Raw genomic sequence first — 25,264 nt, 5'->3', positions numbered from 1 at the left:
AACTTTGGACTCGGTCAACTTTTGGTCAAAATATAGTCAAAATTCTGTCAGCGCCATCCCTAGATGGGAGCCAACTCGGCCTGAAGTGATCCGCACTCTCATCAGATCGCCGACGTTTGAGCTAACTGGTTCAGCAAGAAAATGCTTACCACGGCCGCGATCGCAGCGACGGCTGCGGCAATCCCGAGCACGAGATCAATGGTGGCGAGGCGGCCGCTTGGCGCAGCGGCGGGTCTTGGTGCCGGAGCCTGTTTGGCAGGGGTCGCCGGAGAGGGAGCCGCGGTCTGGTGACCGGCGGGCTTGGCCAAAGTGGAGCTGGGTGCACCGGTCGAGGGGGGCACGGGAGCCGCCGGCGCTGCCGATCTCACAGCGGGGGCTGGGGCAGCTGCCACCGGAGCCGGCGCTGCTTGAGTGGCCGCGGTCGGAGGAGGAGGGCCTCCCGCCGGAATCGAGGGCAACTTAATGGTCGAGGCAGCCGCCTTGGGGGGCGGAGTCGGAAGAGGAATGCGGACGGTTTCCTTTTTGGGTTGAACCTTCGCTGCTTCCGCCGGTGTGGGCGGAACGGCACCTGGATTAGGAGTGTTCTCGGACATAAAACGTTTCCTGCGTGAAACTAGGGTTGGTTCGGATCGGTGTCAAACCTCAACTCAAGGAATACATCATCTTTGGGACTCAGGGCCAATCCGTTCCATCAAAAAGGCCGCTAATTCACCCTGACTCAGCCGGCCCAGGTGACTTGGTCAGCCAGCCTGGTTCCAACAGCACCGCAAGACGACTCTCGAGCCTAAGCTCGCGGACATAACCGAGCGGGCTATCAACCGCGGTATCGCCGCTCGCCGCGATCTCCCCGATCGCCACGGTCTCCGCGATCCCCGCCGCCCCGGTCACCACCGCGACCGCCGCGATCTGGGCGGTCTCCACCGCCGCCGCGTCCGCCCCGGTCACCGCCGCCGCGGAAGCCACCGCCACCCCCGCCGCCGGGAGGACGTTCTTCGCGTGGTCGAGCCACGTTGACGGTCAGAACCCGGCCTTGGAACTCCTTCTGGTGAAACATCTCCACGGCCTTGTTCGCGTCTTCGGCCGAGCCGAATTCGATGAATGCAAACCCGCGAGAGCGCCCGGTGAGCTTGTCCATCACGACGTTAACGGAAGTCACAACCCCTGCGGCGGCGAAGTAATCCTGGAGGTCGTTGTCCGTTGTCTGGTACGAGAGATTGCCGACAAACAGTCTCGATTCGTTCATAACCCATCTGAAACGCCCAAAAACCGGTGGGAGATTCTGCCCTGGCAGGAATTCTGTTTGCCCATCATTTGACTGGAGTCCGGACAAGCTGTCACCGTGACACCGACACCGCACGTTTTTGAACCAACCCGGGCAAGCTGCGGTAAATTCGGACGGTCGTCAATCTGAGATTCACACTCGAGTTTTTCGGCGGCCCACGGTAGTTTCCGACCGTATGTCGCCACTCTCGAACCGCCTGATCTTCCTCAGCGCTGCCCTGGCATTTTCAATGTGTGTATCGACCAGTGCCGCCCCTTCTGAACTGGAATCCACTTTTTTGAGCCAGACTCGGCAGCTGCTTTTCGAGGGCCGAAGAAGTGGCGAAGGATACTTCTCTCCCGACGGCACCCAGCTGGTTTTTCAGAGTGAGCGGGAGCCCGCCAATCCATTTTATCAGATCTACGTGCTGGATCTCCGGAGCGGTGACACTCATCGGGTTTCTCCCGGCGTGGGTAAAACCACCTGCGCTTTCTTTCGTCCCGGCACCGACCAGGTGCTCTTCGCCTCCACGCACGCCGATCCCGACGCGGTCAAGAAGCAGCAGGAGGAACTCGAGTTTCGGGCCAGCGGCAAGACCCGTCGTTATTCGTGGGATTACGATGCTCAGATGGACATATACCTGGCGGATCGCCAGGGCGGGGGACTGCGCCGGCTGACGGACTCTCAGGGCTACGATGCCGAAGGCGCGGTTTCACCCGATGGACAATGGGTGGTGTTTTGCTCCTTGCGCGACGCTTATCCCGCCGACCGACTGTCGGCCGAGGATCGCCAGCGTCTGGCGCAGGACCCGTCCTGGTTTGGTGAAATCTACCTCATGAGGATCGATGGATCCGAGGTGAGGCGGCTCACCCGCCAGCCCGGGTATGACGGTGGGCCGTTTTTCTCCCCCGACGGACAACGCATCATCTGGCGTCGATTCGATTCCACGGGGGTGAACGCTGATGTTTTTACGATGAAGTTGGACGGCACGGACGTGCGGCGGTTGACCGATTTTGGAGCGATGTCCTGGGCTCCGTATTTTCATCCCTCGGGTCGCTACGCGATCTTTACTGCCAACAAGCTCGGCTTTGAGAACTTTGAGCTCTTCCTCGTGGACAGCGAGGGCGAGCGCGAACCCGTGCGGGTGACATTCTCGGAGGGCTTTGACGGGCTGCCCGTTTTCTCTCCCAATGGCCGCCAGCTGTGTTGGACCTCCAATCGGACGCCCGAAAAGCAGTCTCAGCTTTTCCTTGCCCAGTGGAATCACGATGCCGCTTTGGAAGCGCTCGCTAAGGCCCCGCGGCGCCATTCCCCAACGGGAACCTCCCCAGCCGCCGGCCTGGGTGCGGCTCATGTTCATCCTCCCGAAGCGAAGTTGGCGGGCGACCGTGAGCTGAGCCCGGAGATCCGCCTGTCCGATCTCCGGCAACATGTGGACTTCCTGGCGTCCGATCGTTTGGCGGGCCGCTTGACCGGATCCGAAGGCGCGAGGTTGGCCGCCGACTATCTGAGCCGCTTGCTCCAAAAGGCTTCCTTGACTGGGACCGACGGCGGCACCAACTGCTTTCAGCCCTTCGAATTCACCGCCAGCAGTCAGGTGGTCACCGGTGAGACACGGATGACCTGGACGAGTTCTGAGGGGGCCCAGCGGACCTACGCGGTGGAACAGGACTTTAGGCCGCTGAGTTTCACGGCCAACGGCGCGGTGGAAGGAGAGGTGGTGTTCGCTGGATATGGGTTGGTGGTGCCTGGTAAGCCAGGGGTGGGGTATGATTCCTATGCGGGCTTGGACGTGTCGAATAAGGTGGTTTTGGTGCTGAGGTATGTGCCTGAGGAGGTGGAGCCCAAGCGCCGCCAGGAGCTGAACCGTTACGCAGGTCTGCGCTACAAGGCGATGATGGCACGGGAGCACGGAGCCCGCGCTTTGCTGGTGGTCAGCGGTCCCAATTCGCCTCATCCGGAAGATCTGATCTCGCTGTCCTCCGATGGCAGCCTCTCGGGCTCCGGCATTGTGGCCATGTCCGTCAAGGCATCGGTCGTGGCGCCTTGGTTTGCTGCCGAGGGCAAGGACTTGAAGGAACTGCAAACCGGTTTCGATACCGAAAATCCTCATGCCGAGGGCGGTTTCCGGCTTTCGAAGGCCAAGCTATCCCTGGCCGCCGCGGTTCGACAGATCAAGCAGACGGACCGAAATGTCGTGGCGATCCTGCCTCCCAGCACCGGAGTGTCGGAGTATGTAATGGTGGGAGCCCACTATGATCATCTAGGCCATGGGGATGGCAACTCACTCCACCACAAAGGCGAGGAGAACCAGATTCATTCGGGTGCCGACGACAATGCCTCGGGCGTTGCCGCAGTGCTGGAGTTGGCTTCATCGATTGCCGCGGCCACAGCGGCCCGGGCCGGCGAGCCTCGACGTGGTCTCATGGTGGCATTCTGGTCGGGTGAGGAAATGGGACTGCTCGGCAGTTCCTATTTCGCGGAGCATCCGCCTCTCGGGTTGAGAAACATCGCTGCCTACGTCAATTTTGACATGGTCGGAAGGCTTCGGGAGAACCGATTGAGTTTACAGGGCATCGGGTCCTCCACCGGATGGCGACGTTTGATCGAAAAACGAAACGTGGCCGCGGGATTCAATCTCAATCTTCAGGAGGACCCGTATCTACCTACCGATGTGACGGCGTTTTACCCCAAGGGCATTCCGGTGCTCAACTTCTTCACTGGCAGCCATGAGGACTACCATCGACCCACCGACAAGCCGGAAACCTTGAACTACGAGGGTTTGGAACGCATCACTCAGTTTGCCTCGCGGTTGGTGAAGGACCTCCTGCAGCCTGGAGAAACGATCGGTTATGTGAAGGTCGCGCGGGCCGCCACCGAGGGTGGAAGCCGGGACAATCTGCGGGCCTACCTGGGGACCATCCCTGACTATGCGACCGAGGTCAGCGGAGTGAAGTTAAGCGGCGTGCGTGGCGGAAGCCCGGCTGACAAAGCTGGTTTGAAGGGGGGAGACGTCATCACGCAGTTTGCGGGACAAAAAATCGCCAATATCTACGACTACACCTACGCGCTCGACGCCGTTAAGATCGGCCAGCCGGTGGTGGTGGTCGTGCAGCGGGGGGCCGAAAGCCTGACGCTGACGGTGACTCCGGAAGCCCGCAAGTGATGCGGCTCAATATCCCCGTTCGGCTCGGCGCTTATTGGTAGCGCCGGCCACGCGCGGCACCCGCACCGTTGCTCCCTCGGGCAGCTGAAACTTAACCTCGTCCCAGTTGCTGAGCCGTGTCCGTCGGGAAATCATCCCGTTACCCCATACTTTGGTGCCGTCATTCATCACCATCAGGCGCCCCGGAGCCAGCGCGAGTTTGGAACCATCCTTGAAAAGCGTCACCGCCCCGTTCTGGAACTGGATGGTATCCCACGCGGCAAGTTCCTCACCATCTGCCCGGAGGACTTGACCGTCCTGCAGGATGGAAAGGTATCCGTTGGGCATGAGCATGCGGCCATACTCTTTCACGATAATCCCATTGGGGAGGCGCAGGCCCGGAGCTTGCACGGTCTGTTTGCCTCCTGACACCTTAACCAACTTTCCGGCCTGCTGAATATAGTGATCCTCAAGGTAGGACATGGTGCCGTCGTCCAGGAGGATCGAGCCGTCGTGGAAGAGGATCTGACCTTCGGTCAGACGCCAGAGTGCGGACGTGGCCCGGAGCACCTCTCCGTCGGGTTTGATCTCGTAGTCGGCCCCGAAGCGTAGGGGTCCTGAAATCGACGTTTTAACCCCGTTGTCCCAGCGAAACAACGCTCCCCCTTGAACGAAAACTCCGCTGATCTTGGGAAAGTCCATGACCGCCGGAAACTGCGGTATCTCCAGAGACGACGGTGAGACTGGCTTTTCGTCCAGGGCACTCACGGGGGCAGGCAGGGAGAGCCAGAATGAGGCTGAGAGGGTCAGCAGGGACAAACATCTTAGGGTCTTCATACAACGGGACTCATGGACCAGCCACTCAAGCCGAACGCTCAACTAAACGTCCGGAGTGATCGTGGGCCAGGATATAACGGATTGAGTCATTAATCGCTCAAGTTCGAAGAATCCGCAAGTCTGGGGGGAAGTCCTGAGAAAAGAAGAGCGCGGGCGGACCGGGACTAGGGGTTGGGGTGGAGAGGGGGGGCCCCTAGTCAGGTCCGCCTCGCGCGAGGCGGGAATGCGGGAGAGTTCAGGTCAGCAAGCCTGGGGTGGAGAGGGGGGGGGGCGGACCGACTGATCCTCTCCCGCAAATTGGTTTCTCGGTTGTGTGTCCGAAGCGCCCTGTCACAGGCCTGCTCTCGTAACCACACCTAGAAGATTTTGAATCCGTGTCGGTTTTGGTTCACGTTCGCTGCCCGCAAACCACCGAAGTTCCTGATTCTCTGATTCCGTTTGACTCCTGCGAGTCTACCTAATTAATCGGTCCTCTTTTGGAATAGTTAAGGAGAAGTTTAGACTATTCTTATGAATTCATTAAAAAAGGCAGATCCTTTCGGATCTGCCTTTTTATCAAATAGATGGGTTTCTTTGGTAAGCGTGGATTACGCTTTGGCTTCGGGCTTTTTGCCTTCAGCGGGCTTGCGGCCGCGCTTTTCAGTGCGGCGATCTCCGCCCGCTTCTCCCTGCTTGTCCTTACCAGCAGCGTCTTCGGTTGTCGCGGCCGGCGGAGGTGTGAGGCTTTGGACTTTCACTTTGAGAGTGGTTTTGACCTCAGCGTGGAGCTTCAGTTCGACCTCATGATCACCCAAACTGCGGATGGGTTCTGCGAGGTGGATCTTTTTCTTATCGAGGGCGATATCGAACTGGTTTTTGAGTTGGTCGGCGATGGTGCCCGCCGTAACGGATCCGAACATCTTTCCGTCATCCCCGGTTTTCACACTGAGGACAGCGGTGAGCTTGGATAGGCTCTTGGCCAATTCCGTCATCGCATTGAACTCGTGGGCTTCGCGTTCCGCGCGCCGTTGGCGGAGAACTTCGAGCCGGCGCTTGTTGGCCGACGTCACCGGGATCGCGAGCCGGTTGGGAAGCAGGAAATTGCGTGCGTAACCGGATGCGACTTTCACTTGATCGGATTCCGCTCCGAGGCCGATTACATTTTCAACCAGGATCACTTCAACTTTTGCCATAAGAGTCTTTCTTTAATAAATTCGGGGGCCTGGAAGCCAGGCCGTTTACCAGGCCATTTCTCAATCAGGGATCAACACGGGATCAAAAGGGAACATCATCCTCCTCGGAAGGAGGTTGGTCGGCATCACCCATCGGGGCGCTGGCGACCGGGGCGGCTGCGGCCGGCGCTGTGGATCTCGGCCGGGCCATCTCACGGGGCATATCGCCGGCACCACCACCAGGGGCACCTCCCCCTTCAGAACCGCGGTTGCTGTCCAGGAAGCTAAAGCTTTCGAGAATCACCTTCAGCTTGCTTTGCTTCTGGTGAGTCGTCTTGTCTTCCCATTGGTCCAGCTTCAAACGTCCTTCCACGAGCAGCGGACGGCCCTTGCGCACATACTGGGCGATGACCTCCGCTTGACGCCCGAAGACATCCACGTCCACGAAGGTCACCTCTTCGCGGGTTTCGCCGGTCTCCGCCTTCCAACTGCGGTTGATGGCCATTCCGATCCGCGCCGTCGCGGTGCCCTTCGGAGTGTAGCGAAGCTCAGGGTCCCGGGTCAGGTTCCCTGCGATAATCACTTTGTTGAAATTGGCCATGGGTGGGGAAGGGGATGCCTCGCGTTCGGCTACTTAACAGGGGCTGGCACCTGAGGTGTCACCGGTGTAGGTCCCGCGTGAGTGAAGAGAACTCGAAAAACCTCTTCGTTGAGCGAGAAGCGCGATTGCAGCTGGGAAACGATCGCCGGCTTGCCCTCGAAAATGATGTTCACATAGAAACCCGAGGTGAACTTGTTGATGGCCACGCGGGAGAAGTTCTTCTTGTCCATCTTCTGGACAGTTTCCACTTTTCCACCCGCCTGGGTGATCTCCGCAGAGATCTTGTCGATGGCTTCCTTGATGCCTTCTTCTTTGCCAGCTGTGTTCAGGATGAACAGACCTTCGTACTTTTTCACTCTATTGCCTTTTTTTCATGCGGGGCCCACGGCCCCATTAAATTGACTCATCGCTTTGCCGATGCCTTCGGAGACCCAGCACTGCAGCTGCCGACAGCATCGATCCTGCACTTGCCCCAATACCGACTCTTCATTGGCACCGAATTTACCCAACACGTGGTTGGCGATGTCACGGCGCCCGTCCGCTGTCCGGCCGATTCCCACCCTCAACCGGGCGTAATCTCGGGTTCCGAGGTGGCTTTCGATCGAATCCAGCCCGTGATGACCGCCGCTGCTGCCACTGGGTCGCAGGCGAATTTGCCCCAAAGCCAGATCTGCATCGTCCACCACCGCGATAAACCGATCCAAAGGGATGCGAAAGTAGCTGATGAGCTTGCCTACCGCTTCCCCGCTCACATTCATATACGTGAGCGGCTCACACAAGAGCACCGCCCGGGCATCGAGATTAACTCGCGCCACCCGGGCAGTAAATCGTTTCTCAGCAATCCATGAACCGCGGAATTGCTCGCAAAACTTTTCAACCACAAGAAACCCGGCGTTGTGACGGGTTCGTTCGTAGTCCCGGCCTGGATTCCCAAGGCCGGCGATAAGGTAGAGCTCGTCCACCTCGATTCTCGGTTAATCCGAGTCGAAAGCCGGGGCCGATTACTTCTTCTTGTCGGCGGGCTTTTTGTCCCCGCCCTTGTCGGCAGCCTTGTCTCCCGCTTTCGCAGCAGCACCGCCTTCGGCTCCATCTTCCTTCTTTTCCTTGATCATCTCGACTTCGCCGGTTCCGCCGGCCGCAGCTGCGGCTTCGGCTTCCTGAGCTTCGGTCACTGGCGCGGCCACCGCGAACACGGGCAGCTTCTTGTCGCCCAGCAGCTCTACGCCCGCCGGAGCTGTGATCTCGCCGATGTGGACGGACTTGCCGACCTCGAGGGCGCTGACATCCACGTGGATCACTTCGGGAAGATCCTTCGGGAGGGCGCGAACCTTGAGGCGGTGGAGCACATGCTCCAACGTTCCGCCGCCGTTCTTGACGCCCGTGGCCTCACCCGTCGCCTCCACAGGCACGGTGATCGTCACCTTCTCGTTTTCGGCGACTTCATGAAAATCAACGTGGAGCACTTCCCCGTTGATGGGGTGATGCTGCACCTCCTGGACCAGAGCGAGCCGTTTGGGCCGCGCCGTGTCTTGAGCGACAGCGAGGTCAACCAGAACGTTCTCAGAGATCGAGTGGTGGATCACCGTCTCGATTTCCTTGGTGTTCAATTCCAGGTTCTGCGGTTGTCCGATCCGACCGTAAATTACGGCAGGAACTCGGCCATTTTCGCGAAGTTTCTTGACCCCGCTGCGGCGTGCTGCCGTGCGCGGATATGCGTTAAGCGGAACAGATTTCATCGTGCGTTTCCAATTTAGAGCGCCAGCATCAGCTGGTTCGCCCACCCTTAAACTCAAACAGCGAGGTCACTGACGAATTGCTGTTAATTCGTTTGATTGCCTCGCCTAACAGTCCAGCAACCGATAACGTGGTGATCTTAACCCCGTCTATCGGAGGGCGAGAGACGGTATCAGTCGTTATCAGTTCGTCAATCTTTGATTTTCGTAACCGTTCAATTCCCAGGTCGCCCAGCAGCGCATGGGTGACACAAGCGCGGATTTCCTTGGCTCCACTCTTGCGCAAAAGTTCGGTGGCACTGGAGAGGGTGCCGGCGGTTTCGGTCAAATCATCAACCATGAGAACGTTCTTGCCCGCCACGTCGCCGATAATGGCCGTGGATTCCACTTCATGCGGGTTTTTTCGGCGCTTGGCAACGATAGCTAGCTCGGCCTCAAGGGCTTGTGAGTAAGCATAGGCCATCTTCAGTCCCCCGACATCCGGGCTCACTACCACTAAGTCCTTAAGATTCTGGGTCTTGAGATACTCGTAAATCACCGGCGCGGCATACAGGTGGTCAACCGGGATATCGAAAAAGCCTTGGATCTGTTGGGCATGAAGATCCATGGCCAGGACGCGGTGTGTCCCGGCCGCCACCATCAGGTTGGCGACGAGTTTCGCTGTAATCGGCACTCGCGGCTGGTCTTTCCGGTCCTGCCGGGCATAGCCATAAAACGGCACCACGGCGGTGATTCGTGAGGCGCTGGCACGACGGAGCGCATCAATCATGATGAACATCTCCATGAGATGGTGATTCGTGGGCGGGCTGGTCGATTGCACCACGAACACATCTTCGCCACGCACGTTCTCTTCGATCTTCACGAACGTCTCCCCATCGGGGAAAGTGTTGACCGTGGATCGGCCGAGTTCGACCCCAATGGACGCCGCGATCGCGCGGGCCAAAGGCAGATTCGAGTTACCGCTAAAGACTTTCACGATTGATCGAGTACCGATTTGTTTGTTGCCCGGTGCTGCCGGGGGCAGAAAGAGCGGCGAATCTAACAACGAAACAAGTCGCTGCAAGGCCAAACTGAGAAAGTGTTGGGATTGATGTGGTTTCCTCGTCAATGACTCAGCCATCCGCTTTGAATTTCTTCCCTGCTCCCCAGTCCAAACTGTGCTTGATGAATAAACCTTTCGTTCGCCTCACGTTCGCGTCCCTGGCTTTGGCCGTCGGGATGCGCTTTCCTCTGGTCTGCGTGGCTGCCGATGCTCCGGCACCTGCGCCGTCTGGCCCCCAATCCGACGGGGCCTTCCGTAAAGTCATTTTGGATTCGGATCGCCCCCCCGCGGCGGGAGGAGAGGTCCAGGATACGATCATCGACCCGATGGAGCTGTCCGTGGCCAAGGACGGACGTGTGTTTTGGGTGGAGCGTGACGGGTTGGTCAAAATGTGGAAGCCGGCCAATCAGGAAACGGTGGTCATCGGAAAATTCGGAGTCTTCCGCGGCCTGGAGGATGGCTTGCTCGGCATGACGCTCGATCCGAATTTCTTGTCCAATGGCTGGGTTTATCTGAACCGATCGCTGCCCGAGCACACCAGCACCACGCCCGGAAGCAAAGCCGGCCTGATCCGGGTCTCGCGGTTCGTACTCCGGGGAGAGGCTCTTGATCCGGCTTCGGAAACGCCAATCATCGACGTCCCAACGCAGCGGGAGCAGTGCTGTCATGTGGGTGGCTCGCTCGCGTTCGACGCCAGCGGGAATCTGTACATGTCGATCGGGGATAATACCAATCCGTTCGAATCCGACGGCTTTGCGCCGGTGGATGAACGTCCCGGGCGGTCCCCTTGGGACGCTCAGAAGTCGGCATCGAACGCGAACGATCTGCGCGGCAAGATTGTTCGCATCACTCCGAAGGCGGAGGGTGGCTACACGATCCCTTCCGGGAATCTGTTCCCGCCCGGCACTCCCAAGACCCGGCCGGAAATCTACGTCATGGGATGTCGCAACCCATTTCGAATCCAGGTGGATCAGCGCACGGGCTATCTTTACTGGGGAGATGTCGGACCGGACGCGGGTGGTGCCAATGAATCGCGGGGACCGGCCGGTCACGATGAAGTGAATCAGGCCCGCGCGGCCGGATTCTTTGGCTGGCCTTATTTTGTCGGCGAGAACCGCAGCTATTGGCATTGGGACTTCGTCAAGAAAACCAACGATTTTCGATTCGAGGCCGCCAAACCCATCAACCGTTCTCCGAACAACACCGGGATCGAGGAGCTTCCTCCCGCCCAACCGGCTTGGATTTCCTATCCTCCGGGCCAATCGGCGAAGTTCCCGGTGCTGAACGCAGGGGGCGGGCGGACCGCGATGGCCGGGCCGGTCTATTACTTCGACAAGAATTTAAAATCGCCCCATAAGCTGCCCGAGGAATTTGATCGAACGCTCTTCATCTATGAGTGGTCGCGCAACTGGATCACGGCGGTGTATCTCGACGAGAAGGGGAACGTGGCCAAGGGGCCGGACGGCAAGCTTCGCATGGAGCGCTTTTGTCCCAAGATGAGTTTCAAGCGCCCGATGGATATGGAGCTGGGGGCCGACGGATGCCTGTACCTGATCGAATACGGCACCGCCTGGGGCAGCAACAAGGACACCCAGATCGTGCGCATCGAATACCACGCCGACGCTATCCACGCCAGCCGGTGAGCGGCCTAGGCTGCCTTCGCCCGCTCATCGCGGCCTGGATGGAGGTTGAGCAACGTCTGCTGAAGCAGTGCTCCCGACACGGGCAATGTAAGGGTTTCTGGCGCGCGGGCGGAAAGCCAGCTCGGAAGCAATGGCTGGGGTTCGCGGCTTAGCACAATCCAGTTGGGAGCAGCCAGGTTCGAAGCCCCTGCCACCAGCGGTTCCGATTCCGGGATCCATTCCTGATCCACAATCACCAGATCCGCTCGAGGGCCCCCCGAGGTCAGGATCGCCACCGCGTTGGCGGGGTCGCTGGCGGATCTGACAGTGAAACCGGCCTCCGACAAGACGGCGGTCGCCAAGGCTCGCCAGGATTCGGACGGGACTGCCAGCAGCACCGTTTCGGGGCCCTGTGTGGAGCGCTGCGGCTTGGACTCCGCTTCTTGCGACAGAGCCTGGAGCTGCTGGCATAACTGTCCGATTTGTTGCATGCAGTTGCGCCAGGAAGGTTGCGTGGGCGGGGCGGTTTGGGATGCGGACGGCTGGAGCAGGTGTTCCACCTCGCGTGCAAAGGAACAAGCCAGTTGACGTGCCTGCCCAGCGGCTTCCCGCGCTCGATCTGGAGAATTGGCCGCGGCCGGCTTTTCGCGGATGTTCAGCTGGACCGCCGGTTGTGAATCCCAGGGAAAGTAGCGGGCCGACACCGACACCGGGATCGGTTTACCCTCGGCACTCAGCAACTCTGTCTCCAACAGCAGCCGCTCTGATCCACCGGCAAACAGTTCGCCTAGCGGGTCGCTGAGACGGGTCGCTTCTCCAGGTGCCAGCAGCTGTATGAGTGTCTGGCTGGGCAGGGTTTTGGTCTCCGCCCCGGTGAGCAGCAGCTGCGCAGCACGGTTGGCCAACCGGACCTTGGCCTGCCAGTCGACAATGAGAATCGCGTCCGGAGCGAGATAGATGATCTGCTCGAACTTCTCCCGTTCCTGCGTCAGGAGGCGGTAGCGGTTCATGCGCGTGATCCCGCGAACCCGGACCGTCAATTCCTCGCGATCGAACGGTTTGGTCAAGAAATCGTCTGCTCCCGCGTCCAGGCCGCGCAGCCGTGAGGTCCGATCGTCGAGGGCGGTGATCATGACGATAGGAATCTCTGCCAGCTCCGGATAGCTGCGTATTTTGAGGCACGCTTCCCAGCCGTTCAACTCCGGCATCATCACGTCCAGAAGGATGAGGTCGGGCCGGACTTGGATGGCTTTCTCCACCGCGTCCGCTCCGTTCACTGCGAAGAAGAGCTCGTAACCCTGGGGTGACAGGAGGGCGCGGAGGAGTTCGCGATTGGGCGGCTCGTCGTCTGCAATTAAAACTTTGCTCGCGTTATTTGTCATACGCAACATTCATCTGAATTTCCACCGTGACCCCCGGGCCATCCTGGCGATTCTGCAGCCGGCAGGTGCCTCCCTGCTCTCGCATGATGGCGGCAACCGTCGAGAGACCCAGGCCCATTCCGGCCACTTCTCCGGTGGGCAACTTCTCGCTCTGGTAGTAGGGGATCCAGACCTTGCTTAAGCGGTCTGGCGGCAACGCCTGTCCATCGTCGGTCACCCGGAGCACCAGTCGCGACGAGTTCAAGGCCCGAAGCGACACCTCCAGCCGTGGGGTCTGCCGGGGATGGAACTTTTTGGCATTCTGAAAAAGCTCGGCGAGGGACAGTTCCAGCGCTGCCTGCGACAGGCAAACCTCCTTCTCTTCCAGCTCGGAGGGGATGTCGATGGTGACCTCCGCGACACTGGCTTGCTGGGCGACATGGCGGACGAGGTCTGGAACGTCACCGACCTTGAATTTCTCGCCCTGCCGTCCCAAGGACGGGGCTTCCAAAAATTGCAACACGTCTTCGACATGCTCCTGCAGTTGGCTCACGCACAGCTTTGAAATTTCCAGGAGCTCCCGCGATTCGGGTTTCTCCATGAGCGTCCCGTCGCTGGCGAGCAGGTCGAGTGACCCCACCAGCCCGACCAGTGGCGTGCGAAATTTGTGCGCCAGCTGGGTGTGGAATTTCCACAGGTCGCGCTGCAGGGTCATTTGGGTGCTGGCATCGGAAAGGCGGAGAAGAACGCCGTCCAGCTTGGTGGTGCCGGAAGGAAGTACGTCTACCTGCAGCCAGAAGGCATTGCCCTGGTCCGTTTCGGGCTGGACCACCCGGAAGGGTGCCGTGCGGTTCGGATCCAGCGCCGATTGCCATGGAACATTGGCGTGCTCGGGGTCGGAGGCAAAGACTGCCTGCAAGCATTCCAAAAAGCGCGGCTCCTGGCCCGCCGACTGTTCGGCCGGCAATCGTAGTATCCTCCGTGCCTCGGGATTGCCATAGACTACGAGTCCGGCCTCGTTGACCAGCACATAGCCATCGCGTGACAGTTCGGCAATCTTCTCAAACTTGTGGCGCTCTTCCTGGAAACGCCGAAAGCGATTCAACCGGGCGATGCTTCGGACCCGCATGCGCACTTCAAAACGATCCACCGGTTTGGTCAGCAGGTCATCGGCACCTGCCTCGATGGCTCGCGTCCGGCCGTCCCGATCATCCATGGCGGTGATCATGATGATGGGCATTTGACTGAGGGAAGGGTCGCGTCGGACGTGATGGCAGACCTCGAATCCGTCCATTTGCGGCATCATGACGTCGAGGAGCATGACATCGGGACGGATGGCACGGGCGCGCTCTAGCCCTTCGATCCCGTTGGATGCCATCTCGATCTGATAGCCCTCCGAGCGAAGGATACCTTGGAGCAGCCTTTGGTTGGCGGGCTCATCATCCACCACAAGTATGACAGCAGTAGTCTCCATCTCTTAGTCGTGTTCGCGTCGGTCGGTGTCCCATCAAAGGACATGCGGTTTGATCGGCTGGATCTCGCGCCGCTTGAGCCGACTTCTGTGGATTTACGGCTGCCGGGCCGTCGCAAAAGTCTTTCCGCAACCTTGTTTCGGGTCCGGTGTTCGGTAGGATGGTGCAAGTCATGGCTGACTGTTACGACTCGGACGCCACCCTGATGGTTCAAGTCAGGGAGGGGGATCGGGAGGCTTTTGAGGCGCTGGTAACCAAATACCGGCAGCCGGTCCTCAACTTCGTTGCCCGCACACTTCGGGACGAAGCGGAGGCGGAGGACATTGCGCAACAGACCTTTGTGCAGGTATGGAAATCGGCTGCTCGCTACGAGGCATCGGCCCGGTTCACCACTTGGCTGTTCACCATTGCGCGGAACCTGTGCTTGAACGAGATCCGCCGAAGGTCACGCCACCCCGCCGATTCTTTGGACACCTCCGACCGTCCTGGGGACGATCAACCGGCCCCCCAGTACGCGGACCCCAAAGCACCTTCGGCTCCGGATCATTTGAGTTCCGTGGAATTGGCCGACAAAGTGGAGGAGGCGATCCGCGACCTTCCGGAAACCCAGCGGACCGCCCTGCTATTGTGTCGGGAGGATGAACTGTCCTACGAGCAGATGGCACAGATTCTCGGGATCACCCTCTCCGCCACCAAATCTATCATTTTCCGGGGTCGTGAGACCCTGAAACAAAGGCTCAAGCCCTATTTGCGAACCGGGGATTGGAGGGTCAAATGAGGGGGCTCCCACTCATCCGTCGCAACTTTGGCTCCGGCCTGGTTTTTTATCGAGAGGTATCCGTATGAATGAACATGAACTCCAAGAACTGATGGAAGCGGCATGGCGTCGGCCGCTGACCCGTGCTGAGCGGGGGGAAATTGAGGGGTGGTGTTCCCAGCACCCGGACCGGCGGGCTGAGGTGGAGTTGGAACTGCAGGCGGCGCGGGGCGTGGTGAGCCTGCCGGATGTGCCGGTGCCCTCCCACTTCATGTCCCAGGTTTGGAGGGAGATCGATCGCCAAGAGGCGGCCTCGCGGCGTCCGGTGGCCGCCACGGCCTCTCTTCGGGACTGGCGTGCCTGGATTCCTCGGTTTGCGGTGGCAGCCCTCGTCTTGACGGTGGGTTTGTCTGGATGGCAACGGTATCAGACCCGTCAGCGTACTCAGGTGGCCGCGGAGGTGCAGCAGGTCTTTAAGGCGGCATCCATCCCGGACCCGGAGATGCTTCAGGAACTCGACACCTTGAAGTTATTGGTGGAGACCCCGAGCTCCGTGGATGTCGAGTTGCTAGCGGCCCTTCAATAGAACTCGTCTAAGTTATGTCTTTCCTTTCCTCATATTCTCGGTGGGCAGGTTGGTTGGTTCGGACTGCCGGAGTCTGTGCGCTCACGTCGACGTTGTCGGCTGCCGCGCCAGCGCTTCCGCCAGCGGTCGTGGATACCCGAACGGCTCAGCTGTCGGGGGCCTTACCCTTTCCCACCAACTCTCCAGTGCGCTTCTTTCGTGTCCTGCTGACTGCCTCGGCCGACGAGCAGGTCCGGCTTCTGGAAGCACGGCCGGCGGCGAGTCGCGCCGTGATCCAGCACAAGCTCCAGGAATATCGGTTGCTGTCCGACGCGGATCGTGAGGCCAAGCTGCGTGCTCTGGAGTTTCATCACCTCATGAATCTGTTGATGAATGCGCCTGTGGCGGTGAGAGCGGCCTGGTTGACCCAAGTTCCAGTGGAATATCGCCCGCTGTGCGAGGAGCGGCTTCGGCTCTGGAATCTGCTCCCGGTTGAAATTCAAAGGAGCGTGCGTGAGCGCGAGGCCACCTTCCGGTGGTTGACCCGCTACGAAAGCGCCAGCGAGGATCAGCGCAAGGATCTGCTCAACTCGGTTCCTCCCGCCGAGCGTACCAGCCGCGAGCAGGCGCTGGCCCATTGGAGGTCCATGAGCTCAGCCGAGCGCGAACAGGCCTGGCGTGGGGCTCGACAGATGTTCGAGATGAGTGTTCGGGATCAGCAACGGGTGGTAGCCGCGGTCGCGGAATCCAATCGTGTTCCGACCGCCCGGCTCGTCGAGGGGCTGCGCCAGCTCTCGCATCAGGAGCGTGAACAGTGCCTCGCGGGATGGCAGCGTTATGCCCAGCTGGAACCGGCTGAGCAGGCGCGGCTGCTGCAGGCGTGGGAACGCTGGAAAAAGATGTCGGAATCGGAGCGTGAGGTGTGGCGGAAGCTGTCGGCATCCGTGCCTAAGCCGCCGCCGCTCCCTCAGCCCCGTTCCGCTTCAGGGACGAAGACAGGGGCGTTGCCACAGCCCGGCCATGGGTATGCCGCGACGCGATGAGGCTTCGGGGAAAGAGTCAGTGAGGCCTGGTTTGGAGATCGGGTGGGAAGGTCGCGACATATGGTTGGAAATCAGTGTGAGAGCCTTCCTGCTGACTTCTGGACTCGCTGACTCGTTCCCGGGCCGGGCCACGGGTTCGGATTGAACTTCCAACGTTCTCTCCCTAGTTTGAATCCCACGTGCACAAAATCGCTCTTGAACTCGGCTCGTTCACCATTCACTGGTACGGAGTCTTCGTCGGACTCGGATGCCTGATGGGGCTCTGGACGGCGAGCCGTCGCGGTCTGCTCGATCGCTTCGCTCCGGACAAGGCCTATGATGTGGGGTTGTGGATCTTGCTCGGGGCCCTGATCGGAGCCAGGACCCTTTACGTCACCTCCTATTGGGAGGAAGAGTTCGCGTCCAAATCGTGGCTGGCGGTTCTCAACATCCGCCAAGGCGGGCTGGTGTTTTACGGCGGCTTTATCGGTTCGTGTTTGGCCGTGATCCTCTATTGCTGGCTGAAGCGGGAACCGTTGTGGAGGCTGGCGGATATGTTAGCCCCCAGCATCTCGCTGGGTAGCGCATTTGGTCGAATCGGCTGCCTCATGACCGGTTGTTGCTACGGCAAGGCGTGCTCGCTGCCCTGGGGGATTCATTTTCCATCCGATCACCCCACCTTCGGCACCTCCGTCCATCCCACTCAGATCTACGACTCGTTGATCAATCTCGCCGTCTATGGGGGACTGGAATACGCCTATCGACACAAGCGCTTCGATGGCCAGATTTTTGCCCTGTGGCTGATCCTGTATCCCATCGCTCGATCACTGACCGAGCTCTTTCGCGGGGACTATCCGCAGCGCTACATCGGAGGGATCCTCACCCCAGCGCAGCTTCTGAGCGTCGGAATTTTGGCGGTGGGGGTGGTGCTGTATCGGTTTCTCCCTCGTCGGCTCTCCCGAGTCGCGCCGCCGACCCCGGCCTCCGCCTCGCGTTGAACGATGGATCCACGTCATCCTAAGCCTGCTTCCAGGGCCGGATCGGAGCTGCCGGAAATTCTCTATCTGGCCGCCCCGACTGGCACCGGCAAGTCCGCCGTGGCACTCTGGCTTGCTGAGCGTTTGGGTGGAGAGATTGTTTCGGTGGACTCCATGCAGGTGTATCGGGGCCTGGATATCGGCACTGCCAAGCCGACTGCTGCGGAGCGCGAGCGCATCCGTCATCACTTGATCGATGTCGAGGACCTCTCGGGCTCGTTCGACGCCGCTCGGTTTCGCAAGCTTGCTGGCCAGGCGGTGGAAGAGATCCAGAGCCGGGGGCGGCTCCCGATTTTCTGCGGGGGCACCGGGCTTTATTTCAAAACGTGGTTTGAGGGGGTGAGTGAGGCTCCGGCATCGGACCCGGCGGTCCGGGAGGAACTCAACCGTACTCCGCTGGAAACCCTCCTGCTTGAGCTACAGCAGCGGGATCCGGTCGCCTATCAACGGATCGACCGCTGCAACCCGCGTCGGGTGGTCCGCGCGTTGGAGGTGATCCGCATCAGCGGCAAGCCGTTTTCAGAGCAGCAGGCCGCCTGGACGGACGCCTCGATGGCGCGCCCGCCCGTCCCTGGATTCTACTATCTAACCCGAGGGGCCGCCGATCTGCGCGCGCGCATTCACCAGCGTGTGCGGGCCATGATTCAGGCCGGGTGGGTGGAGGAGACGCGGCGAGCGTTGGCAGCGGGATTGGAGCGTAACCCGTTTGCCATGCAGGCGATCGGATATCACGAAATCGCCCAGCACCTGCGGGGCCTGCTTTCTCTGGAGCAGTGTTTGGAGCGCATCGAGATTCGTACGCGCCAGTACGCCAAGCGTCAGGGAACCTGGTTTCGCAAACATGCCGCCGCTCGTCCGATACCGGTTGAACCTGAGGCGACGGTCGAGCAGATTGGGCGTCGCGTGTTAGGGGACGAGTGAGGAGTGACGAGTGAGGAGCGAGGAGTGATGAGTCGAACGGCGCAGAGCGGAGCCACCCCGGGAACTCTGAGCGGATCGGCTTTTCTCCGCGGGAAAAATATCTAGCAGCCTGTCGCGGGGTTTCCTACGTCATTCTCTAACATAAATGAGGTTCAAAGCCGGACTCACGTCCGGTGGGGACGAGTCCGCGGGCACGCAGGCTTCTGGAGACGGTGGCATCACTGCGCGATGCTGGATATTTCTAACAGTTCCGGGGGTGCCAGCACCCCCGGCTATGATCTGTGAACCCTGCGGGTTCGGGCTCCCTACAGATCACTTGAGAGAACACCAGAGTGCTCCGTCCCTGAACAGGGGTTTCTACCGCCGTGATGCGGCGCGGAAGGCGATGCACTTGAGGTAGTGGGCCTCGGGGAAGCCGGCCGGGTGATCGGGAGGATGCTGGGCGTGATGGATTTCTTCGGCCTGGCCACCGGCGTCCACAATGCCCAGACGCGTCGCTTGGAAGAATTCTTCAGCCGTGACGTGGCCCGAGCAGGAGGCTGCGGCCAAAATGCCATGAGGACGCAACTGGTTCCATCCCAACCGAGCTAGTCGACGGTAGGCTTGAATGGCGCCTTGTCGTTCCAGTTCTCGCTTGGCTAACGATGGCGGATCCAAGATCACCAGATCGAAGTGGGACTTGGTGGACGACGCCAACCATTCAAATGCGTCGGCCTGGACTGCTTCGTGCGGACAATTCCGAATCTGAGGTTGCGAGGCGTTCAACTCGAAGTTTCGCGCAGCGGCCGCGAGCGCGTGGGCGCTGATATCCAGGTTGGTGACGCCGGTGGCGCCGCCGCGGGCGGCGTAGAGCGAAAAGCCGCCGCTGAAACTGAATGCGTTGAGCACTTTTCGTCCACGTGCGACGGTCTCCACCCAGCGACGATTCTCCCGTTGATCCAGAAAGAACCCGGTTTTCTGGCCTTTGATAACATCCGCCTCGAAGGCGATGCCCGTTTCCCGAAACGGGACGGGGCCCAGCAGGGCAGGGCCGTAGAGCAAGTCACCTTCCTTGAACCCGGCCTTCGAAGCCACCGCCTGAATGTTGCGGCTCGTGCGGAAGACCAGTCGTTCGGACGGCAGAACCTCCCGAATGAGGGGGATCAGGGTCGGAAGATGAGGAAGCCAGCTGGCGGTGTAGATCTTCATCACCAGCGTCTGATCATAGCGGTCGATGACCAGACCGGGCAGGCCATCGTTCTCCCCGTGTAGGCAGCGGTAGCCATTGGTCGAGGCGTCGAACAAGGATTTCCTTCGATCGGCTGACGCCTGAAGGCGGGCCTTCCACCAGGGGGCGGCGATGGGCTCGCGGGACAGGGTTTGCAGGACTCGGAGTCGGATGGGGGAGTCGGCGTCGAAGAGGCCGATGGCCAGGAAGCGATCCTGCCGATCAAAAATGACAGCCAGATCTCCGGTGACTCCCTCGCGGTTGACCTCGCGGATACTGTCGCTGAACAGCCACGGATGGCCTGAACGAATGCGGTTCTCCGCTGCCGACGTGACACGGAGTCGGAGGCGTGGTGGCTGAGGGGCTTGGGGGACGGCTTCTGGTTGCACTGCGCTAGCATGCGCAGGTGTGAGGCGGGAGGGTAAGAAAAAAAGAGGAGGGTTTTGGTGGCACACAACTTTCTAAACAGGTCCTGAGAAAAGGAGTTCTCCCCGAATCGGTCTGGTTGGCGGTGCTCTGACTGGTCAGCACAGGACTTTCCCGGGCGCCGCTCGAGACCTCGGAGACAAGCACTTCAGGAGGGTGCGACGGCAGAAACTGAGCCACCCGAGGCTCTTCAACCTTAGCTATTCGTGATGAAGTTTCACAGCTCTCGTCGGCAATTCTTGCAGTCCGCTTGCCTCACGGCGGGAACCCTTTGCCTGACCGGCTGGCGCAGCCGCCCGTCCCCCCGACCCCGATCCGCCAACGACCGATTGAACGTCGCGGTGGTTGGAGTTGCGGAATACGGACGCAGCCACCTCGAAGAGTGCATCCCGGAAAACGTCGTTGCGCTGTGCGATGTCGACACCCTGGCTCTCGACGCCGCCTCGCGACAGTTTCCCAAAGCGGCGGTCTACGCCGACTTCCGCCGGATGATTGATCGCGAGCCGTTGGATGCCGTGATCATCGCCACCCCGGATCACAGTCACGCTATCGTGGCGGCCTGGTCATTGCAGGCCGGACTGCACGTCTTTTGCGCCGATCCGCTTTCCCACACCGTCTCCGAGGCACGGATGTTGGCGCAGTTGGCCCGTCGTCGGAAACGAGTGACCCAGCTGGGCGGCTCGGTGAACAGCCCGGCCACGGAGGACCGCGTTCTTGAAGTCCTTCGCAGCGGGGAACTGGGGCCGGTGACGAGCGTTCATGCGTGGACGCACCGGAGTCACGGCGAGCTGTTGAGGAGCGCAGAGCAGCCGCCGGTGCCCCGTCATTTGGATTACGACCTTTGGTTGGGACCGCAGTATCCGGTGCCGTATTGTGCGGATTATCTGCCCGGTCGATGGCGGCATTGGTGGACTTTTGGCGGTGGCACTCTGGCGGAAGCGGGAAGCCCCTATTTTGCTCTGATTCACCGAGGGTTGGGCTTGGAGGCTCCGGCCCGGGTCGAGGCCACGGGCGCGGCCCTGCACCTTAAGCATCCGCCGTCCTGGCTGCGTTCCCGGTGGACCTATGAGCTGAAGGAGCCACTGCCGCCGGTGCAGGTCACCTGGCATCATGGGACAGCTCGTCCGGAGCACTTCACCGATCCACGCATCGCGGGAGCTTCGGAAGGACTGGTGTTCAGCGGTTCGGCGGGCGACTTGTTCGTGAATCCGGGTGCGGCCTGGCTGCTGCTGACCGGGCAACCTGCTCGGAATCTGTCCGCTGAAGTTTCGCCGGGAAATCGTCGGAGCCGGCTGTGCGAGTGGCTGGATGCCTGCCGTTCCCTTTCGCAAACTTCCGGTCACTTCGAGTTTGCCGCGCCCATGACCGAGGCCCTACTCTTGGGCAACGTTGCCTACCGCACCGACCGTAAGCTGGTCTGGAACGCTCGCAAGATGGTGGCGAGCAATCTTCCCGAGGCCAGCGAGTATGTTCAGCACAGCTATCGACCGGGTTGGTGGGTTTAGTAGCCAGGCAGCGGGGTTCGATTTACCAACTGAAGTATGCCCAAACCAAAGCCCTCAGCGGCCGATGCTGCTCCGTATCCACATGCTTCGATCGCCTTCTATGGTGCGGATGATCGTTTCGCTACCAAAGTCGTCGCGGCCATTTTCCAGCGGCCCCAGGATCGTCCGTCCGCAATGCGGCGGTGGCTGTTCAACGGCATCGATGTTCGTGAGGATCCAGGCATCACCCGCGAGATAGTGGAGTGGGTCAAGAGTCACGGTGTCACTCATTCGACCATCGCCGAGGAGATCATGGGCTGCCCTCATGAGGAGGGCATTGACTATCCAGCCGGCGAAAGCTGTCCGCTCTGTGTCTTCTGGCAGGCGCAGCGCAAGATCAAGAAGTCTGGCTAGCAGCAACCACCGCCGGCGTGCTGGGATGGCTGTTTTGAGGTGTGGAAAGATCAGCGCATCGCGTCGGCGGTGGTTGCTGCTAGAAGGCACTGCGTGCGGGGGAGATCTATGGAGTGCGGAGACATTTCCTCATCTTTACCTCCAAAATGGGGGCTAGACAAGCTGAGCAAGGGCGGCGTTTCTCGCTTTATCGGCAGGGCTCGAACCCGCAGGGTTCAAAGAGATTTAGCCGGGGTGCTCGCACCCCCGGTTTACCAGCCCCCCAGTGGACGGACGAACGGATCAGGTTCCTTGAGCAGGGGGTGAGGCAGGCTTCGAAAACCGGTGGCATCGCTGCGCGATGCTCCGTATTGTTAACGATTCCGGGGGTGCCAGCACCCCCGGCTAATGTCTGTGAACCCTTCGGGTTCGGGAACCGTACAGGCAAGGGGAGAAGCCTACGTATTGCCCCGCATGCAGAGTTCCCCTGCCATCAGTCGGCCATTCGGCTCTATCTTGTACACTCACATAACTCATAACTTATAACTCTTAACTCGCCCCGGAGTTGCTGCTAGCTTCACCCCGCTATGTTTCAGCTCGAGGCTCCTTACACCCCGCAAGGGGATCAACCAGCCGCCATCGCCAAGATGGTGGAGTGGCTGAACGGGGGGCACCGTCATCAGACGCTCCTCGGCGTCACCGGATCGGGCAAGACCTACACGGTGGCCAATGTCATTCAGGCCGTGAATCGGCCCACCCTGGTTCTTTCACACAATAAGACTCTGGCGGCCCAGTTGTACGCCGAGTTCAAGTCGTTCTTCCCCAAGAATGCGGTCGAGTATTTCGTCAGCTACTTCGATTATTATCAGCCGGAGGCCTATATTCCCCGGACCGACACGTTTATCGAGAAGGACAGCAGCGTGAACGAGGCCATCGAGCGGATGCGCCTGTCCACGATGAGTTCCTTGTTCTCCCGGCGGGATGTGATTGTGGTGGCCAGCGTGTCCTGCATTTACGGCATCGGCAGCCGGGAGGATTATGAGGCCATGGTCATCCCGGTCCAGGTGAACCAGGAGCTGAGCCGCGAGCAGTTGCTCTTCCGTTTGGTCGAGCTGCAGTACAACCGCAACGACGTTGATTTCACCCGGGGCAACTTTCGGGTGCGGGGCGACACGGTGGAGCTTTGTCCGGCGTACACGGAGGATGCCCTGCGATTCGAGTTCTTTGGCGACACGGTCGAGCGGATCACCCGCTTCGAGCCGCTGACCGGCAATCGCATCGACAATCTTCAGGCGGTCTCGGTGTATCCCGCCAAGCAGTTTGCGACCCCGACGGAAAAAACGAAGCGCGCCATCCTCTCGATTCGTGAGGAGTTGGGGCTGCGCATCTCGGAGTTCGAGATGGAAGGCCGCCTCTTGGAGGCGCAGCGGGTCAAGATGCGGACCGAGTATGATTTGGAGATGATGGAGGAGATGGGGTTCTGCTCGGGCATCGAGAACTACTCGCGGCACATCAGTGGTCGTCCGCCTGGATCCCGCCCGCACACGCTCATCGATTTCTTCCCCAAAGACTTCATCCTCGTGGTCGATGAATCTCATGCCACGATTCCTCAAATCGGAGGCATGTATGAGGGCGACCGCTCTCGAAAAACGGTCCTGGTCCAGCACGGCTTTCGCCTGCCCAGCGCACTGGACAACCGGCCCTTGAAGTTCGATGAGTTTCAGCAGCTCCAGGGCCAGACCATCTACGTGAGTGCGACCCCCGCCGAACGGGAGATGGGTTGGTCCGAGGGCCGAGTGGCGGAGTTGGTGATCCGGCCCACCGGGCTGATCGATCCGAAGGTGACCCTCAAGCCGCTCAAGGGCCAGATCGATGATCTGATTCACGAGGCGCGGCTGCGCGTCGAGAAGAAGGAGCGTGTGCTCGTCACCACCCTGACGAAGCGCACGGCTGAGGAACTCACAGATTACCTGCGCGAGGTCGGGATCAATGTGCGCTACCTTCATAGCGAGATCGATGCGATCGAGCGGGTGGAGATCCTGCGGTCTCTGAGAAAAGGTGAATTCGATGTGCTGGTGGGCATCAATTTGTTGCGGGAGGGATTAGATTTGCCCGAGGTGGCCCTGGTGGCCATTTTGGATGCCGACAAAGAAGGCTACCTTCGCTCGGCCACCAGCCTGATCCAGACGGCCGGGCGCGCTGCGCGGCACTTGAACGGAGAGGTCATTCTCTACGCCGATGTGCAGACCAGGAGCATTCAAAAGTTTTTGGCAACCACCGAGTATCGTCGGGGCAAGCAGATCGCCTACAACCAAGCGCATGGCATCACACCGCGGAGTGTGAGCCGGCCGATTGAGGAAGGGCTGTCGGACAAGGGGGAGGGGATTCAGCGAGCGGCCTCACTCATCAATGATGCTGGAGGCGATTTCGACATCACTGAAACGATTCGAGAGATGGAGGCGGAAATGCTGGCTGCCGCCGAAAACCTCGAGTTCGAAAAAGCCGCCTTGCTTCGCGATCAGATCAACGAACTCAAACGCCGATCCGGACTGGCCGCCAATCCGGCTGGCCGTAGCACAGCCGCGGGCAATTACCCGAAGGGGAAACGACGCCGGAAGTGAACCGAACCGCGGTCCGGGTGTGATTTTTTCCGGGTGAGGCTTCGCCCTTTGTAGGGCTCTGGCTACTTTGTCCTGCCGAGGAAATCGACCATCGCCTTACCGAATGGAGCTAGATCCTTCGGGGTCCGACTGGAGATGAGGTTTCCGTCCACAACGACCGGGGCATCCACCCAGATAGCACCGGCGTTTTCCAGATCGTCCTTGATCCCGAGCGATCCCGTCGCGCGACGCCCGTTGAGAATCTTGGCTGAAATGGGAATCCAGCCGCCGTGGCAGATGAAGGCAACCAGTTTACCAGCGGAGTGGAATTCGCGTGTCAGGCTGATGACTTTGGGGTCGCGACGAAGTTTGTCCGGCATAAACCCTCCGGGGATGAGCAATCCGGTGAAGTCAGCGCTGCGAGCTTCGGAAAGCAAGAGATCGGCCTTCGCGGGGTATCCATGCTTTCCTGAGTAGCGTCGAAGCTCCGGGGCGGCGGCGAGAGTGGTCCACCCCGCCTCCTCGAGCCGCAGTTTGGGATACCACAGTTCGAGATCCTCGTAGATATCATCCAAAAAAGTGAGAATGCGACCTGACACGGGGCTCAAGGTAGCAAGGCGGAAGCGG

General features: G+C 60.2%; 23 protein-coding genes. 10 read left to right on the top strand and 13 right to left on the bottom strand.

Translation table 11 applies throughout. From position 1 onward, the window contains the following. Positions 1-101: 101 nt before the first annotated feature. Positions 102-593, bottom strand: coding sequence for a hypothetical protein (locus JNN07_09540; GenBank protein MBL9167971.1), 492 nt, complete (start codon positions 591-593; stop codon positions 102-104). Positions 594-814: 221 nt separating this feature from the next. Then, the gene (locus tag JNN07_09535) at positions 815-1,243 is read right to left on the bottom strand and encodes an RNA-binding protein (protein MBL9167970.1); all 429 of its coding nucleotides are present in this window, start codon (positions 1,241-1,243) and stop codon (positions 815-817) included. 214 nt (positions 1,244-1,457) lie between these two features. Here JNN07_09535 and JNN07_09530 point away from each other — a divergent pair, with 214 nt between their 5' ends. Next, complete coding sequence (locus JNN07_09530) at positions 1,458-4,427, top strand: M28 family peptidase (GenBank protein MBL9167969.1); 2,970 nt, start codon at positions 1,458-1,460, stop codon at positions 4,425-4,427. Positions 4,428-4,433: 6 nt separating this feature from the next. Here the strand turns inward: JNN07_09530 and JNN07_09525 are convergent, their stop codons facing one another. The 7 genes from JNN07_09525 to JNN07_09495 form a co-directional block, all read right to left on the bottom strand. Beyond that, positions 4,434-5,243, bottom strand: coding sequence for a hypothetical protein (locus JNN07_09525; GenBank protein ID MBL9167968.1), 810 nt, complete (start codon positions 5,241-5,243; stop codon positions 4,434-4,436). A gap of 587 nt (positions 5,244-5,830) precedes the next feature. Further along, on the bottom strand, positions 5,831-6,415 hold the full coding sequence (locus JNN07_09520) for a 50S ribosomal protein L9 (GenBank protein ID MBL9167967.1): 585 nt from the start codon (positions 6,413-6,415) through the stop codon (positions 5,831-5,833). Positions 6,416-6,497: 82 nt separating this feature from the next. Continuing rightward, on the bottom strand, positions 6,498-6,995 hold the full coding sequence (ssb, locus tag JNN07_09515; protein ID MBL9167966.1) for a single-stranded DNA-binding protein: 498 nt from the start codon (positions 6,993-6,995) through the stop codon (positions 6,498-6,500). Positions 6,996-7,024: 29 nt separating this feature from the next. After that, complete coding sequence (gene rpsF / locus JNN07_09510; GenBank protein MBL9167965.1) at positions 7,025-7,351, bottom strand: 30S ribosomal protein S6; 327 nt, start codon at positions 7,349-7,351, stop codon at positions 7,025-7,027. A gap of 15 nt (positions 7,352-7,366) precedes the next feature. Then, complete coding sequence (locus JNN07_09505) at positions 7,367-7,957, bottom strand: aminoacyl-tRNA hydrolase (GenBank protein ID MBL9167964.1); 591 nt, start codon at positions 7,955-7,957, stop codon at positions 7,367-7,369. A gap of 39 nt (positions 7,958-7,996) precedes the next feature. Then, entirely contained in the window at positions 7,997-8,731 is a 735-nt protein-coding gene (locus tag JNN07_09500; protein MBL9167963.1) for a 50S ribosomal protein L25, read from the bottom strand. A 28-nt stretch (positions 8,732-8,759) separates the two neighbouring features. Further along, positions 8,760-9,848 carry a ribose-phosphate pyrophosphokinase gene (locus JNN07_09495; protein MBL9167962.1) on the bottom strand — a complete coding sequence of 363 codons (1,089 nt, stop codon included), beginning with the start codon at positions 9,846-9,848 and terminating at the stop codon, positions 8,760-8,762. A gap of 98 nt (positions 9,849-9,946) precedes the next feature. Between JNN07_09495 and JNN07_09490 the strand changes: the two genes are divergently transcribed. Beyond that, positions 9,947-11,413, top strand: a complete 1,467-nt coding sequence (locus tag JNN07_09490) for a PQQ-dependent sugar dehydrogenase (protein ID MBL9167961.1) — start codon at positions 9,947-9,949, stop codon at positions 11,411-11,413. A 5-nt stretch (positions 11,414-11,418) separates the two neighbouring features. Here the strand turns inward: JNN07_09490 and JNN07_09485 are convergent, their stop codons facing one another. Both JNN07_09485 and JNN07_09480 read right to left on the bottom strand, forming a co-directional pair. Continuing rightward, positions 11,419-12,774: a response regulator gene (locus tag JNN07_09485; protein MBL9167960.1), complete on the bottom strand. Its 1,356-nt coding sequence runs from the start codon at positions 12,772-12,774 to the stop codon at positions 11,419-11,421. After that, the gene (locus JNN07_09480; GenBank protein MBL9167959.1) at positions 12,764-14,227 is read right to left on the bottom strand and encodes a response regulator; all 1,464 of its coding nucleotides are present in this window, start codon (positions 14,225-14,227) and stop codon (positions 12,764-12,766) included. Before JNN07_09480 ends, JNN07_09485 begins: the two co-directional genes overlap by 11 nt. Before the next feature lie 170 nt (positions 14,228-14,397). Here JNN07_09480 and JNN07_09475 point away from each other — a divergent pair, with 170 nt between their 5' ends. The 5 genes from JNN07_09475 (at position 14,398) to miaA (ending at position 18,527) form a co-directional block, all read left to right on the top strand. Further along, on the top strand, positions 14,398-15,003 hold the full coding sequence (locus tag JNN07_09475) for a sigma-70 family RNA polymerase sigma factor (protein ID MBL9167958.1): 606 nt from the start codon (positions 14,398-14,400) through the stop codon (positions 15,001-15,003). Positions 15,004-15,067: 64 nt separating this feature from the next. Further along, the gene (locus tag JNN07_09470) at positions 15,068-15,568 is read left to right on the top strand and encodes a hypothetical protein (protein MBL9167957.1); all 501 of its coding nucleotides are present in this window, start codon (positions 15,068-15,070) and stop codon (positions 15,566-15,568) included. Positions 15,569-15,582: 14 nt separating this feature from the next. After that, on the top strand, positions 15,583-16,590 hold the full coding sequence (locus tag JNN07_09465; GenBank protein MBL9167956.1) for a DUF3106 domain-containing protein: 1,008 nt from the start codon (positions 15,583-15,585) through the stop codon (positions 16,588-16,590). A 179-nt stretch (positions 16,591-16,769) separates the two neighbouring features. Beyond that, the gene (gene lgt, locus JNN07_09460) at positions 16,770-17,567 is read left to right on the top strand and encodes a prolipoprotein diacylglyceryl transferase (GenBank protein ID MBL9167955.1); all 798 of its coding nucleotides are present in this window, start codon (positions 16,770-16,772) and stop codon (positions 17,565-17,567) included. 3 nt (positions 17,568-17,570) lie between these two features. Then, entirely contained in the window at positions 17,571-18,527 is a 957-nt protein-coding gene (miaA, locus tag JNN07_09455) for a tRNA (adenosine(37)-N6)-dimethylallyltransferase MiaA (GenBank protein ID MBL9167954.1), read from the top strand. Between the two features lie 357 nt (positions 18,528-18,884). On the opposite strand, the gene JNN07_09450 is transcribed toward miaA, so the two are convergent. Further along, complete coding sequence (locus JNN07_09450) at positions 18,885-20,123, bottom strand: class I SAM-dependent methyltransferase (protein MBL9167953.1); 1,239 nt, start codon at positions 20,121-20,123, stop codon at positions 18,885-18,887. A 246-nt stretch (positions 20,124-20,369) separates the two neighbouring features. On the opposite strand from JNN07_09450, the gene JNN07_09445 reads away from it, so the two are divergent. The 3 genes from JNN07_09445 (at position 20,370) to uvrB (ending at position 24,658) form a co-directional block, all read left to right on the top strand. Beyond that, positions 20,370-21,665: a Gfo/Idh/MocA family oxidoreductase gene (locus tag JNN07_09445; protein MBL9167952.1), complete on the top strand. Its 1,296-nt coding sequence runs from the start codon at positions 20,370-20,372 to the stop codon at positions 21,663-21,665. Positions 21,666-21,701: 36 nt separating this feature from the next. After that, complete coding sequence (locus JNN07_09440; protein MBL9167951.1) at positions 21,702-22,058, top strand: hypothetical protein; 357 nt, start codon at positions 21,702-21,704, stop codon at positions 22,056-22,058. Between the two features lie 566 nt (positions 22,059-22,624). After that, positions 22,625-24,658: an excinuclease ABC subunit UvrB gene (uvrB, locus tag JNN07_09435; protein ID MBL9167950.1), complete on the top strand. Its 2,034-nt coding sequence runs from the start codon at positions 22,625-22,627 to the stop codon at positions 24,656-24,658. 62 nt (positions 24,659-24,720) lie between these two features. Here uvrB and JNN07_09430 read toward each other — a convergent pair whose 3' ends face one another. Beyond that, on the bottom strand, positions 24,721-25,236 hold the full coding sequence (locus JNN07_09430; protein MBL9167949.1) for a type 1 glutamine amidotransferase: 516 nt from the start codon (positions 25,234-25,236) through the stop codon (positions 24,721-24,723). Between the last annotated feature and the right edge of the window lie 28 nt (positions 25,237-25,264).

It is taken from the genome of Verrucomicrobiales bacterium (assembly GCA_016793885.1).
In the GTDB taxonomy this organism is placed as follows: domain Bacteria; phylum Verrucomicrobiota; class Verrucomicrobiia; order Limisphaerales; family UBA11320; genus UBA11320.
Note: the sequence above shows the minus strand (reverse complement) of the source record. Positions and strands in the feature narration are given on the sequence as shown.

Bases quoted from the DNA above. Each gene is read 5' to 3' on its own strand.
- JNN07_09540 (MBL9167971.1), bottom strand. From the start codon at position 593: ATGTCCGAGAACACTCCTAATCCAGGTGCCGTTCCGCCCACACCGGCG.
- JNN07_09535 (MBL9167970.1), bottom strand. From the start codon at position 1,243: ATGAACGAATCGAGACTGTTTGTCGGCAATCTCTCGTACCAGACAACG.
- JNN07_09530 (MBL9167969.1), top strand. From the start codon at position 1,458: ATGTCGCCACTCTCGAACCGCCTGATCTTCCTCAGCGCTGCCCTGGCA.
- JNN07_09525 (MBL9167968.1), bottom strand. From the start codon at position 5,243: ATGAAGACCCTAAGATGTTTGTCCCTGCTGACCCTCTCAGCCTCATTC.
- JNN07_09520 (MBL9167967.1), bottom strand. From the start codon at position 6,415: ATGGCAAAAGTTGAAGTGATCCTGGTTGAAAATGTAATCGGCCTCGGA.
- ssb (MBL9167966.1), bottom strand. From the start codon at position 6,995: ATGGCCAATTTCAACAAAGTGATTATCGCAGGGAACCTGACCCGGGAC.
- JNN07_09500 (MBL9167963.1), bottom strand. From the start codon at position 8,731: ATGAAATCTGTTCCGCTTAACGCATATCCGCGCACGGCAGCACGCCGC.
- JNN07_09495 (MBL9167962.1), bottom strand. From the start codon at position 9,848: ATGGCTGAGTCATTGACGAGGAAACCACATCAATCCCAACACTTTCTC.
- JNN07_09490 (MBL9167961.1), top strand. From the start codon at position 9,947: ATGCGCTTTCCTCTGGTCTGCGTGGCTGCCGATGCTCCGGCACCTGCG.
- JNN07_09485 (MBL9167960.1), bottom strand. From the start codon at position 12,774: ATGACAAATAACGCGAGCAAAGTTTTAATTGCAGACGACGAGCCGCCC.
- JNN07_09480 (MBL9167959.1), bottom strand. From the start codon at position 14,227: ATGGAGACTACTGCTGTCATACTTGTGGTGGATGATGAGCCCGCCAAC.
- JNN07_09475 (MBL9167958.1), top strand. From the start codon at position 14,398: ATGGCTGACTGTTACGACTCGGACGCCACCCTGATGGTTCAAGTCAGG.
- JNN07_09470 (MBL9167957.1), top strand. From the start codon at position 15,068: ATGAATGAACATGAACTCCAAGAACTGATGGAAGCGGCATGGCGTCGG.
- JNN07_09465 (MBL9167956.1), top strand. From the start codon at position 15,583: ATGTCTTTCCTTTCCTCATATTCTCGGTGGGCAGGTTGGTTGGTTCGG.
- miaA (MBL9167954.1), top strand. From the start codon at position 17,571: ATGGATCCACGTCATCCTAAGCCTGCTTCCAGGGCCGGATCGGAGCTG.
- JNN07_09445 (MBL9167952.1), top strand. From the start codon at position 20,370: ATGAAGTTTCACAGCTCTCGTCGGCAATTCTTGCAGTCCGCTTGCCTC.
- JNN07_09440 (MBL9167951.1), top strand. From the start codon at position 21,702: ATGCCCAAACCAAAGCCCTCAGCGGCCGATGCTGCTCCGTATCCACAT.
- uvrB (MBL9167950.1), top strand. From the start codon at position 22,625: ATGTTTCAGCTCGAGGCTCCTTACACCCCGCAAGGGGATCAACCAGCC.